Origin of the sequence: Halobaculum sp. MBLA0147, assembly GCF_041361345.1 — an archaeon.
GTDB lineage: Archaea > Halobacteriota > Halobacteria > Halobacteriales > Haloferacaceae > JAHENP01.
On the sequence record NZ_JBGKAD010000001.1, the window covers coordinates 252237 to 265103 of the forward strand.

The window sequence follows — 12867 nt, forward strand, 5'->3', positions numbered from 1 at the left end:
TCAGAACACGTCTTCGGCGTCGATGGTGCCGTCCGACTCCGGGCCGCGGACGGTCACCTCCTCGCCGAGCCGGAGACTCGCGTCCGTCTCGACGCGACGTGTCTCCGTCCCGTCGTCTAGCACGACCGGGTCGCCCGCCTGCACGACCGTGCCGGTGAACTCGACCGTTCCGGTCGCCTCGCGCTCGGCCGCGACCGCTCCGGCACTCCCGCCGCCGCTCGTGCTCGTCGCCGTCCCGTCGCTACTCGTGGCGTCGTCCGAGCCAACACCGCCACCGGTCGACCCGGTGTCGCCGTCGTCTCCACCGCCGAAGGCGCCGAGACCACCCTGCCCGCCGCTCTCGGCGGTCGTGTCGCCGCCCTCGTCCAACACGGTGACGCTGGACTGCCACCCGGCCGACGCCTCCAGGTCGTCTTGCCACCCCTCCTGGATCTCCACGTCCGTACACGCGACGCGGTCGGCCAACTCGATGTCTCTGTCTGCCTTCTCGCCCCACAGTGCGACGCGGATCTCACCGGTGTCGTCTTTCAGTCGGACGTTGCGCACCTGCCCCTCGGAGCCGTCGTCCCGGTCGAACGTGCGCTTCTCGCTGGTCTCGACGACGCCACCAGCGATGTCGACGGTGTCGTCCAACTCGACCGCGCCGATGTCGGTGGTGTCCGGCTCGTAGTGGACGTCGGCGTCGACCACGTCGACGGCCCCACGCGAGCCGACGTGGAGTTCGAGGTCGCCGTCCCGCTCGCGGACGTAGCCGTCGACGATCTCGACGGTCTCACCCGCCGTCAACTCCTCGGCGCGGGGTGCGCGCTCGTCCCACAGCGTCACCCGCACGCGTCCCGTCTCGTCGCCGACGGTGAGGTTCGACACCTGCCCCTGCGAGCCGTCGTCCCGATCGAACGTCCGCACGGTGTCCGTGTCCAGCAGTTCGCCGACGAGCGTCACGTCCGAGGCGCCCATCGTCAGGTCCTCGGCGCGGTACTCTTCGACGACCTCCACGTCCACGTCACCCTCCGGGTCCGGGTCGACGTCGTCGACGGAGATCTCGAGCCCGTTGTAGCCGTCCTTCGGGCGTCCGGCCACGTGGATCACGTCGCCGGCCTGGAGGTTCTCCTTCGCGTCCTCGGCCATCCGGTCCCACATGGTGATCGTGACGTGCCCGGACTCGTCGGCCACCTCGACGTTGAGCACCTTCCCGTCCTCGCGGTCTTCCTCGTCGCGTTCGAACGTGCGGAGGTCCCCGACCGAGGTCACCTTCGCGAGGAAGGTCACGTCGTCCATCCCCGTCTCCACGTCGGCGATGGAGTTCACCTCCTGGTCGTCGAGTTCGTGGGCGACCAGCATCGCGGCCGTCTCCTCGTCGGCGAGTCCGTCCATCTGTTCGACCTTCGACTCGACGGCGTCCGTGAACTCCGCCAGCGAGAGGTCGGCGTCCACGTCCTCGAATACGTCCTCGATCACGCCCATCTGTTCGTCGTACCACAGGTGGGTTGCTCCGTTAAGCGTTGCCGTTCGACCGTCCGGGCACCCCTCCACGCCGGTCTCGGTCCCCAACGCGGCCGTCTGGAAGTCGACGCCGTCGCCGTCTCTGCCGGGTCGTCGGTCACCCCGTCGAGTGTCGCTCGCGCGCAGCTACCTGCCGTGTCCGCCACGTGGCGTGTCGTGTTCGTCACACCAGGTGTGGTCCCGTCACCGTACAAGAAGCTACTGCGGGTGGACCCGGTCTCGGCGGTCCGTCACAGTCCGTCTCGGCGGTCCGTCACACGTCCATCTCGACGGTCCGTCACACGTCCGTCTCGGCGACGACAGTCGAACCGCCACTCCCGTCGGCGTGCGACACTCTGACGCGGTCGAGCGACGCACCCGCCACCTCGATCTCGGCCCGGTAGCGGCGGTAGACGAGCTGTTGGGTGCAGATGTCGGCCGTCTCGACGGTCTCGACGACCACGTCGAGTCTGTTCGCGCCGTCGTCGTAGGCGGTCTCGCGGATCGCCGCCTCCGAGCAGCCGCTGGGCCCCTGGATACACCCCGTCGCGCGGACCGTGTCGCCGTCGCGGGCGACCGTCGCCGTCCCGCCGTCCTCGGCGGTGCAGTCGCCGAGGCGCGTGAGCACCGCGCGCTCCACCGGGTCGGTCGCCGTGTACGTGACCGTCGGCGCGTCCGTCTCGCTCGGTGTCTCGGTGGGTGTGTCTGTCGGCGTCTCGGTCGGTGTCTCCGTCGCCGTCTCCGTGGGCGAGTCGGTCGGCTCTCCCGTCGGTGTCTCGGTCGGGCTGTCCGTCGCCGTCTCCGTGTCCGTCGTGTCGCCGTCGGTCCCGCCCGTCCCGTCGCCGACACAGCCGGCGACGCCGGCGGCGGCGACCGCGGCGAGGAGTCGTCTCCGTCTCACGTTTCACTCGTTCCCGCGCGGAAGGCATATACTTCGTGGTGGGACAAACAGTCGTTTGCCCGTCGCCGTCTCCGAGTTCGTGGCGCGACGGCCGCGGCGGTGTGCCGCGACGGCCGCGGCGGTGTCCCGCTCCAGCCGGTCCGTCTCGTCGCCGTCCGGTCGTCGGTCGGTCGCCGGGTCACACTCGTGTGCCGTGTTGTCGTCCGGCCGACGGGGGACGGATCGTAAGGGGTTTAGGTGGACCCGCGATACTCGTAGGTGAGTCCTGGTAGGGTAGTGGACTATCCTCTTGGCTTGCGGAGCCAGGGACCGGCGTTCAAATCGCCGCCGGGACGCTTCTGCCGACCACAGTCGACGAGTGAGTGCTCTCTCGTCCGTCTCTACGACGAACTCCGAGCCGTGCGAACGCGGCGCCACACGGCCGCGCAGCTACGGCGTCGCTCGCTCGGCGATCTCGCGTGCCTGCTCGAGTAGCGCGACGGCACGGGTCCGCTGACGGCGGAGTGCGACGCGGTGGTGTCGTCGCTCGTCTGCGGCCCGCTCGTCCAACTCCGTCGCCGGCGCGAGTCCGGGGTACGGCGGCCGGTCGTACGCGGGGTCGTGTTCGAACTGTCCCTCCGTCGTGAAGTTCACGCGGACGAGCGGACGCGAGAGCGCACGGATCGTCTCGTCGGTCGTCGCCGCGTCCACCTCGCCCGCGTCGACGGCGTCGTAGAACGCCTCGACGGCCTCGGTCGTCGCCGCCAGCGCCGAGCGGACGGGCGCCAGGTCGAAGTCGGTCGCGTCGGCGTACTCGGCCAGCGTCTCCCCGTGGCGGGCCAGCGTGTCTCGGTGGTCCAACGGGAGCGGTTGCGTGCGGAGCAGTCTGGCGACGGCGGTCGCGTACACCCGTACGTCGCGGACCAACACGTCGGGGTCTGCCTTGTCGAGCGTGTCCGTCGTGAGGTGCCAGGCGTCGCTGTGGCCGCCACAGCCCCCGACCGCGTGGTAGCCCCGTTCTGCCCGTACCTCGCGCGGGATGTTCGAGGACAGCATGAACGCGCCGGTGACACCGAGGTTGTCGAACGAGTAGTCGCCGGCTCGTGGCGGCCGGTTCTCCGTCGCCGTCTTCCCGCAGGTGTCGCGGATCGCGCCGCGACACAGCCCGTCCGCCTCCGGCATCCAGACGACCATGTCTTCGAACTCCGTCGCGTCGACGCTCCCCGGCGAGTCGACGTTGACGTGGGCGACACACCGCTCGCGGAGCGTCCGCGCCCGCTGGTCGGCGTACCAGGTGCTGCCGGCGTACCGGCCGGTGGAGTGGCCGGGCCACCAGCAGACGCGGAGGTTCCGCCGGAGGTCGTCGGCGTGGTCGGCGAACACGCGGGCCAGTTCCAGCAGTGCCGCGTCGCCGGTGGCGTTGTCCGCCACGCCCACGTGCCAGGAGTCGTAGTGGCCGTGCAACAGCACGAAGTCGTCCGTCGCCGCCGCCTCCCCCTCGATCCGTGCCTCCACGAGCGGACACGAGCGCCACTCCGTCGTCGTCTCCGCTCGCACGTCGACTGTCGGCCCGTCGCCGTCCGCTGCCGCCGCGCGCAGACGCTCGCCGACGGGGCGCGCGACGGTGAGGATCGGAATCTCCGGCTGGGCAACGTCGGATCGTGGCGTGGGTGCCCCGCCCCACACTGGGGTGGCGATCCCCTCGTGTGGCTCCCGCTCGTGGGCGTGTTGGACGATCACGCCAGCGGCACCGGCGGCGGCGAGCTCTTCGACGGCCTCGATCGGCAAAACCCCGGACAACAGCGCGACGTTGCCGGCGACGTTCGAGAGGTCGTCCAACTCCGCTCCGAGCAGGTCGTCGACACCCGACCCGGCGTCGAACCCGCCGTCGACCGGAACGACCTCGCCGGCCGCCTCCCCGCCGCCGAACGCGACCGTCTTCACCGCGTCGAACGACTCGCCAGGAGCGAGTGCGTCGCCGGAGTCCGACACCTCCGTCTCGTCCGCCGGTTCACTCTCGTCGGCGACACGGAGGGTCGCCGTCTCCGGGATCGAGAGGTACAACGACGGCTCGTGACGGTCGTAGTCGATCCCGAGTGCGTCCAGTCGGTCACAGACGTACCCGGCCGCGCGCGCCTCGTCGGCCGAGCCGGAGACGCGTTCCAACGCCGCGAACCGCTCGACGAGCGCCCACGGCTCCTCGCGGGAGACGGCGTCGTACAGCGACCGCTCGACGCCGGACAGCGACGGCTCCGCGCAGTCGTACAGGTCGTAGTCTGCCATCGACATCTCTGTTGTCGTCTCGCACCCGCTCGGTGTGAAGGTTGGGACCGCGGCGCACGCGGAGGTGGTCGTGATCGCGGCACACACGGAGGTGGTCGAAATCGCGGCACACGCGGAGGTGGTCGAAATCGCGGCACACGCGGAGGTGGTCGAAATCGCGGCACACGCGGAGGTGGTCGAAATCGCGGCACACGCGGAGGTGGTCGAGACCGCGGCACACGCGGCGCCGGGGCGACGGCCCGAACACTGCACCCCTCGCCGGGAGAGACCGAGAGAAAAGGTAAAGCGTCGAGTCCGACTACCGGGAGACATGGCTGCCGACGCGATCGAGATGACCGTCCGCGACGCCGAGAAGCGGGACGCATCGCGTGGCATCGCGCGCGTCCCGCCGGCGACGATGTCACAACTCGGTGTGCTCTCCGGCGAGACGGCGATCGTCGAGGGGAAACGCGAGACCGTCGTGAAGGTGTGGCCGGGTGGAACCGCCGTCGAGGACGGCGAGGTCAGGATCGACGGGGAGACACGCGCCAACGCCGGCGTCCGGATCGGCGAGACGGTGACGGTCAGACCACAGTCCGTCGCCGACGCCGAGGCGGTCGCCCTGGAGGCACCGGCGTCACTCGCCAGCGGCGACTTCGACAGAGAGTCGCTGCGCCGCGCCGCCGGGCGCGACTTGGAGGGGCGACCCGTGACGGCGGGCGAACAGGTCCGGCTCCAGAAACTCGGCGGCAACGTCTTCGTCGTCGACGACACGGTCCCCGCCGGCGCGGTCCGCGTCACCGAGAACACGGAAGTACGGATCAGGTACCCGGAGCCGGAGACCGACACGAGCGGTAGCGGCGAGGCGACCGACCGCGACGCCGGCGCGGCCGACACCGGTGGCACCGGCGACGACCGCCCCGCGAGCGGCGACACGGCCGACCACAGACACGTCACCTACGAGGACATCGGCGGGTTGGACGAGGAACTCGACCTCGTTCGGGAGACCATCGAACTCCCACTGTCGGAGCCCGAGGTGTTCGCTCGCCTCGGGATCGACCCGCCGAAGGGGGTCCTGTTGCACGGCCCGCCCGGAACCGGGAAGACGCTGATCGCACGCGCCGTCGCCAACGAGGTGGACGCGTCGTTCATCTCCGTCTCTGGCCCGGAGATCACCTCGAAGTACAAAGGCGAGAGTGAGGAGCGACTCCGGGAACTGTTCGCGGAGGCCGACGAGAACTCGCCGAGTATCATCTTCTTCGACGAGATCGACTCCATCGCCGGCCAGCGCGACGACGGCGGCGACATGGAGAACCGGATGGTCGGCCAACTGCTGTCGCTGATGGACGGGTTGGACGCCAGCGAGGACGTGATCGTCATCGGCGCGACGAACCGAGCGGACGCACTGGACCCGGCGCTGCGCCGTGGCGGGCGGTTCGACCGCGAGATCGAGATCGGTGTGCCGGGCGAGACGGGTCGCCGCGAGATCTTCGAGGTGCACACGCGGCGGATGCCGGTCGGAGACGACGTGGATCTGGACAAACTCGCGGCGCGGACCCACGGGTTCGTGGGCGCGGACGTGGACTCGCTGACCACGGAGGCGGCGTTGACGGCGCTGCGGCGCGCACGGCGCGACGACAGCGACGTGGATCTGGGTGACGTGACGGTGACGCGGGCGGACTTCGACCGCGCGATGGCGGACGTGGAGCCGTCCGCGATGCGGGAGTACGTCGCCGAACAGCCGACGACGACGTACGACGACGTGGGTGGACTCGAAGACGCGAAGTCGGCGCTCGAACGGGCAGTCACGTGGCCGTTGGAGTACGGGCCGCTGTTCGAGGCGGCGGGCGCGGACCCGCCGACGGGGGTGTTGCTCCACGGCCCACCCGGCACGGGCAAGACGCTGCTCGCGCGTGCCATCGCGGGCGAGTCGGAGGTGAACTTCATCCAGGTCGCCGGGCCGGAGCTGTTGGACCGGTACGTCGGCGAGTCCGAGAAGGCAGTTCGGGAGGTGTTCGAGCGGGCCAGACAGGCTGCGCCGAGTATCGTCTTCTTCGACGAGATCGACGCCATCGCGGGCGACCGCGACCTCGCGGGTGACTCTTCGGGCGTGGGCGAGCGCGTCGTCTCGCAGTTGTTGACGGAGTTCGACCGGGCCGCGGACGACCCGAACCTGGCAGTCGTGGCGGCGACGAACCGGAAGGAGTCGTTGGACGACGCGCTGTTGCGGCCCGGACGGTTGGAGTCACACGTCGAGGTGCCGCGGCCGGACGAGGCGGCTCGCGAGAAGATCCTCGCCGTCCACACCGCCGAGACGCCGCTGGCCGAGGAGATAGACCTCGCGGCGGTCGCCGGGGAGACGGAGGGGTACTCCGGCGCGGACCTCACTGCGGTCGCTCGCGACGCGACCATGCGGGCCGTCGAGCGCGTCGCCGGCGCGTACGCAGACGACGCCAACGACCACGCCGACGACATCACCGTCACCCGCGAGGACTTCGACGCCGCACTGGAGACGATCGACGCGAGCGAGTGACGCCGCGGGTGGGTGACACCTGCTGGTGTCTCTGTGTTGTTAGACGCTTCCGACGACACTCGTCGGTGTCGTTAGAACGTCGAAAGAAGTAGACCGAACGTGTCTGTAGTCGTATGTTACAGAGTGCGCGTCCGGAGACGGTCGCCTCGGACGTGTGGACGGAGACCGTGGGGGCCGACGTGTGGCGGAACGCCGTGGAGTCGGACGACACGGTCGGTGGAGAGGCGACCGCCGCCGACACCGAGCGGGACACGGGCGGTGATCGCGACACTGGAGCGGTGCGCCGCGAACGGCTCTACGAGGCCGACGGCGTGGTCCTCCTCGCAGTCGCGGTGCCGGTCGGCGCGAGGTGGCGGCCGACGGTCGACACCGCGAGTGCTCGCGGCTACGTCGCGCGTGGGAGCGTCGCGTTCCGGTGGCCCGCGCGCCAGACGGACGAGACGGCGGCGACGGTGACCACCGACACGGACGAGTTCTTCGCGGTCCCGGCGGGGCGACCGCCCAGTGTCGTCGCCCGTGGCGGACCGGCGACGCTGCTGGTGGCGTTCGACACTAGTGTCGCGCCCGACGCCGGCGACGCCGCTACCCGGAGTGGGTCGACTCGCCCGACACCGGCCGCGGAGCGGGCGGCGGCGACGGCGGTCGCGGGCCGCGAGGCGTGGGGGACCGCCGGCGAGTTGGCGAACGTCACTCGTCACCGCCCGTTCCCGGACGCACCCGCGGACGCGGTCCAGACCGTCCGCGGGAGTTCGACGGGGTCGCTCGTCTCGGAGTGGCACCACCACGGCGACAACCACGTCTTCGGGTTCGTGCTCGACGGCGACGGCTTCGTCGAGTGGGGGACCGGCGAGGGCGAGCGCGTGTTCGTCGAGTCGGGGGAGTGTTTCCACGTTCCCGCGGGGTTCGTCCACCGCGACCGCAGTGACAGCCCGGACGACCAGGCGTTCGTCCTCTGGCTCACCGGCTCCGACCCCCGGACCGTCCACGTCGACGAGCCGACGATCGGCGACGGGACCGGTCTCGCGGAGCGGTGAGTGGTGGCCACCGGGAACGGCTTCGCGGAGCGGTGAGTGGTAGCCGTCGGGACCGGTCTCGCGGAGCGGTGAGCGACGGCCGCGACTCGACCGACGGAGCCGTCGCTCGTGGGCTGTATCGGGCGGGCTACGTGGCACCGGACCCGTCTGTCAGGCCTCTGCGTCGCCGAACGGCAGGAAGGAACCGTTGATGTCCCACTCGTGGATACAGTACGCCACCCCGGAGTCGTCGGCGACTCGCCAGGCCGCCGCCGTCTCGTCCCACTCCTCGTGTCGCCCACACCGCTCGCAGGCTCGTTCGGACGGTCGTCGTACGCTCGGTGACATTAGCTAACACACCAGTAGGAGTACGATTCTCATAAATCCTCCGAGTCGGACGGGTGCCGGTGAGGGGCGTGTCGCGGGGCGGTTCCCCTCGGTGGTTCGCGTGCCGCCGGAGGCCGTTCCGTCGGCGACGACTGGGAGCAGGCCTGGGTGTCGAGGGTCGGCCGGTGGCCCCGAGGCGACTGCCCCGGTGGCAAGACTTACCAGCGTGCCAGCCGCGGTGTGGCGTATGGCAGGGTTCTCCGACAGCGTCGAGCAGATCTCTATCAGCGGCATCCGCGAGGTGTTCGAGGCGGCCGGCGAGGACGCGATCAACCTCGGACTCGGACAGCCGGACTTCCCGACACCCGAACACGCCCGACGGGCGGCCGTCGACGCGATCCAGTCCGGTGCCGCGGACGGGTACACCTCCAACAAGGGGACCCGAGCGCTCCGGGAGGCCATCGCTCACAAACACGAGCGCGACGAGGGGTTCGCGGTCGACCCCGAGGACGTGATCGCCACCGCCGGCGGGAGCGAGGCGCTCCACCTCGTGATGGAGGCCCACGTCGACCCCGGCGACGAGGTTCTGATCCCGGACCCGGGGTTCGTCTCCTACGACGCCCTGACGAAACTGGCCGGCGGCGAGCCGGTACCCGTCCCGCTGCGCGAGGACCTCACCCTCGACCCGGCGGCCGTCGAGGAGCGGATCACCGACGACACCGTCGCGTTCGTGGTCAACTCCCCCGCGAACCCGACGGGGACGGTCGCCTCGGAGTCCGACATCCGCGAGTTCGCGCGGATCGCGGACGAACACGACGTGTTGTGTGTCTCCGACGAGGTGTACGAGCAGATGATCTTCGACGGGGACCACTACTCCCCGTACGAGTTCGCCGAGTCGGACAACGTCGTCGTCGTCAACGCCTGTTCGAAGACCTACTCGATGACGGGCTGGCGACTCGGCTGGGTGACGGGTGCCAGCGAGCGCGTCGAGCGGATGCTCCGCGTCCACCAGTACGTCCAGGCCTGTGCCTCCGCGCCGGCCCAGTACGCCGCCGAAGCCGCACTCTCCGGACCCCAGGAGCCGGTCGCGGAGATGTGCGCCGCGTTCGAGCGCCGTCGCGACCTGGTGTTGGACGGGCTCGCAGACGCCGGCTTGGAGTGTCCACGGCCGGAGGGAGCCTTCTACGCGATGCCCGAGGTCCCGGAGGGGTTCGTCGACGAGGTGATCGAGCGCGGCGTCGTCGTCGTCCCCGGCGAGGCGTTCGGCGCGAACGGCGCCGGCCACGCCCGGATCTCGTACGCGACCGGCGAGGAGGACCTGAAGGAGGCGCTGGAGATCGTCGCGGACGCCGCCGCGGCGGTGCGGTGAGGAGCGGGCGATGGTCGACGACCCGACGGTCCCACCCGAGTTGGCCGATCACCCGCCGTTCGAGCCGCTCTCGGTCGAGTTGCCGACGACGCCCGGTGAACTCCGCGAGCAGATTCCCGCCTGCGAGGGGACGGCGTACTTCAACACCGGCGCGACGGGACCGACGCCGGCGTCCCTCCTCGACCTGCTCGACGAGTGGAACCGCTACCACAAAGTCGACGTGCTCGCGGACGGCGACGCCTACGAGGTGGGATTCGCCGCCTACGAGGCGATCCGCGAGCGGGTCGCCCCCTTCCTCGGCGTCGAGCCCTCGGAACTCGCCCTCACGGAGAGCACCGCCGACGGGTTGAGTGCGGTACTGGCGGCACTCGACCCGACCGAGATCGACACCGCGGTGACGACGGACCTGGAACACCCCGCCGCGGACGTGCCGCTGGCGCGACTCCGCGAGCGGCACGGCGTCGCGATCGAGCGTGTCGCCTGCGAGAGTGGCCGCCTCGACACGGACGCGTTCGCGCGGGTGGTCGGGGAGACGGACGCGGATCTGGTCGTCGTCTCCTCGCTCGCGTGGACGTACGGGACGCGGCTCCCGGTGGCGGAGGTGGTCGCCGCCGCGCGGGAGACGGACGCCTTCGTACTCGTCGACGCAGTTCAGGAGCCGGGGCAGTGTCCGGTGGACGTCCACGAGTGGGGTGCCGACGCGGTCGTCGGGTCGGGCCACAAGTGGCTGTTGGGCGCGTGGGGGTCGGGGTACCTCACCGTCGCGGAGTCGGCGCTCGACCGACTCCACCCGGCGCAGGTGGGCTACCGGAGCGTGACGGAACCGACGGGCGCGTACGAGCCGAAACCGGGCGCGGCGCGGTTCGAGCGCGGGACGACGGCGATCGGTCCACACGTCGCACTCGCAGAGAGTGTCCGGACGTTCGAGTCGCTGGGGCTCGACACGGTACGCGACGAGATCCTGCGGCTGACGCGGCGCTTGGTCGACCAACTCCCCGCCGAGCGTGTGCTGAGTCCGCTGGACCCGGAGACTGGGCTGGTGACCGTCGCCGTCCCGGAGCCGGAGGCGACAGTAGAACGCCTGCGGGAGGACGGGCTCGTGGTGCGTGACCTGCCCGATCCCGAGGCCGTGCGGGTGTCCGTCCACTGTTTCAACACGGACGACGAGGTGGATCGGGTGGCCGCGGCGCTGTCGGCGGAGTGGTGACGGCGCCGTCTGACCTACGGTGAGTGGACCGGTCTGGACGCGATCGGGGCGCGGCGGGGCGCCGCAGTCGGTCGTGAGACGGGGCTGTGAGACCGACGCACCGCTCAGTTCGCGGTACTGACGATCTTGATCACGTCACCCTCCTCCAGCTCGTAGTCCTCGCCGATCCGGCGGTCCGAGCGGGCGTTCACGGCGTGGAGGTAGCCGTCGCCGATGTCCGTGTGGACGGCGTACGCGAGGTCCTTCGGCCCGCTCCCGCGCGGCAGGAGGTGTGCGTCCGGCAGGGTGCTCCCCCGAGCGTCCGTCCAGTGCGTCTCGTTTTGAACGGGGTAGGCCGTCAGGTGGTCGAGCAGGTCGTAGACGGCCGTGTTCAACGCCGCCTGGACACCCGTCCCGCCGTGGGCGGCCATCACGTCGCCGATCTGCTCCAACCCGGCGCGCTGTGACTCCGAGAGGTCGCCGACGATCTCGAACGCCTCGTCGCCCGGGTCGTAGTCGACCGCGCCCGCCGCGGCGGCACGTTGGAGCGCCAACTCCCCGTCGGCGGTCGCCGGGATCACCGGCTTGTCCGTCTCGCGGAGGCGTTCGACGTTGCCCTCGGGTGCGACGTCCGCCTTGTTGGCGACGACGACGATGGGCTTGGTGCGTTCCCGGACGCGGCGCGCCAACTCCGCGCGGTCGTCGTCGTCCCACGAGCCGGGGTCCGCGGGGTACTCCATCGCGCGGAGCACGTACGTCACGTCGTGGACCGTCGCACCGAAGCCCGTGAGCATGTCGACGAGCGCCTCGTCGATGTCGAAGTCCGGCGAGCGCCCCTTGCGGACGACGGACTCCCAGTTGCGGTCGACGATGCCGGCGAGCCACTGGTCCATCTCCGACTCCACGAAGTCCACCTCCTCGACGGGGTCGTACTCGCCCACCTCGACGGGCTCGCCCTCCGCGTTCGTCTCTCCGGCGGCGTCGACCACCTGGAGGATCACGTCCGCGTCCGTCAGGGCGTCGAGGAACTGGTTGCCCAGCCCGCGCCCCTCGTGAGCGCCCGGCACCAGCCCGGCCACGTCGAGCAACTCGACGGGGACGTAGCGTTTCCCGTCGCGACAGTCGTCGGCCCCACACCGCTCGTCGCGGGCGAGACACGGACAGTCCGTCCGGACGTGCGCCACGCCGCGGTTCGGGTCGATCGTCGTGAACGGGTAGTTGCCCACGTCGACTTCCGCCTCCGTGGCCGCCTCGTAGAACGTCGACTTGCCCGCGTTCGGCTTCCCCGCGAGCGCGACAGAGAGCATACGTCCGTCTTCCCGCGACACCGACGTGTGGGTTTCGGTCGACCCCGTCGGCTCGCTCGTGTCCGGAGCGCGCGCGAGCGCAGTCCGTCTCGATTCGAGGACAGACCGGTCCAAAGACGGCCACGATTCGATCTCGAACCGGCGGTCGCGAGAGACTCGGCACCGGTCCTGTCGGCGTTCGAGTACGTTTCACTCGTCACCGAACGGCTTGTACCCGAATCCGGGAGGAATCCGATCTCGGTGTGGTACCACACCACACGAGGCTCGGAACGTTTTTGTCCACGTAATCGTAGCGGGTGGTGTGCCGAAGGTAACCTGTACAGACTGTGGTCGTCGGATCGGTATGCACGAACTCGAGGCGAAGACGACGGCACAGTCGGGCGGTTTCGCGACGCGGTACCGCTGTCCGTTCTGTCAGACGGACCTCGAAGACGTGACGGACGACTGGGGTTGACCACGCCGGACCCCCAGCCGGTGGTGGTCGTTCCCGAGCCCCCGTTCTCCCGAA

The 12867-nt window shown here is 70.4% G+C and carries 9 protein-coding genes and 1 tRNA gene; 5 read left to right on the plus strand and 5 right to left on the minus strand.

Going from position 1 to position 12867, the window contains the following annotated elements:
- On the minus strand, positions 1–1464 hold the full coding sequence (locus RYH80_RS01270; protein WP_370902048.1) for a single-stranded DNA binding protein: 1464 nt from the start codon (positions 1462–1464) through the stop codon (positions 1–3).
- 316 nt (positions 1465–1780) lie between these two features.
- Complete coding sequence (locus RYH80_RS01275; protein ID WP_370902049.1) at positions 1781–2383, minus strand: hypothetical protein; 603 nt, start codon at positions 2381–2383, stop codon at positions 1781–1783.
- Between the two features lie 262 nt (positions 2384–2645).
- Between RYH80_RS01275 and RYH80_RS01280 the strand changes: the two genes are divergently transcribed.
- A tRNA-Arg gene (locus RYH80_RS01280) sits at positions 2646–2718 on the plus strand.
- Between the two features lie 94 nt (positions 2719–2812).
- On the opposite strand, the gene RYH80_RS01285 is transcribed toward RYH80_RS01280, so the two are convergent.
- Positions 2813–4645 carry a M28 family metallopeptidase gene (locus RYH80_RS01285; RefSeq protein WP_370902050.1) on the minus strand — a complete coding sequence of 611 codons (1833 nt, stop codon included), beginning with the start codon at positions 4643–4645 and terminating at the stop codon, positions 2813–2815.
- 310 nt (positions 4646–4955) lie between these two features.
- Between RYH80_RS01285 and RYH80_RS01290 the strand changes: the two genes are divergently transcribed.
- Positions 4956–7157 carry an AAA family ATPase gene (locus RYH80_RS01290; protein ID WP_370902051.1) on the plus strand — a complete coding sequence of 734 codons (2202 nt, stop codon included), beginning with the start codon at positions 4956–4958 and terminating at the stop codon, positions 7155–7157.
- Positions 7158–7270: 113 nt separating this feature from the next.
- Positions 7271–8191 carry a cupin domain-containing protein gene (locus RYH80_RS01295; protein WP_370902052.1) on the plus strand — a complete coding sequence of 307 codons (921 nt, stop codon included), beginning with the start codon at positions 7271–7273 and terminating at the stop codon, positions 8189–8191.
- 150 nt (positions 8192–8341) lie between these two features.
- Here the strand turns inward: RYH80_RS01295 and RYH80_RS01300 are convergent, their stop codons facing one another.
- Positions 8342–8518 carry an HEWD family protein gene (locus RYH80_RS01300; protein ID WP_370902053.1) on the minus strand — a complete coding sequence of 59 codons (177 nt, stop codon included), beginning with the start codon at positions 8516–8518 and terminating at the stop codon, positions 8342–8344.
- A 226-nt stretch (positions 8519–8744) separates the two neighbouring features.
- Here RYH80_RS01300 and RYH80_RS01305 point away from each other — a divergent pair, with 226 nt between their 5' ends.
- Both RYH80_RS01305 and RYH80_RS01310 read left to right on the plus strand, forming a co-directional pair.
- Complete coding sequence (locus tag RYH80_RS01305; protein WP_370902054.1) at positions 8745–9866, plus strand: pyridoxal phosphate-dependent aminotransferase; 1122 nt, start codon at positions 8745–8747, stop codon at positions 9864–9866.
- Positions 9867–9876: 10 nt separating this feature from the next.
- Complete coding sequence (locus RYH80_RS01310) at positions 9877–11073, plus strand: aminotransferase class V-fold PLP-dependent enzyme (protein ID WP_370902055.1); 1197 nt, start codon at positions 9877–9879, stop codon at positions 11071–11073.
- Between the two features lie 104 nt (positions 11074–11177).
- On the opposite strand, the gene RYH80_RS01315 is transcribed toward RYH80_RS01310, so the two are convergent.
- Positions 11178–12359 carry a redox-regulated ATPase YchF gene (locus tag RYH80_RS01315; RefSeq protein WP_370902056.1) on the minus strand — a complete coding sequence of 394 codons (1182 nt, stop codon included), beginning with the start codon at positions 12357–12359 and terminating at the stop codon, positions 11178–11180.
- Between the last annotated feature and the right edge of the window lie 508 nt (positions 12360–12867).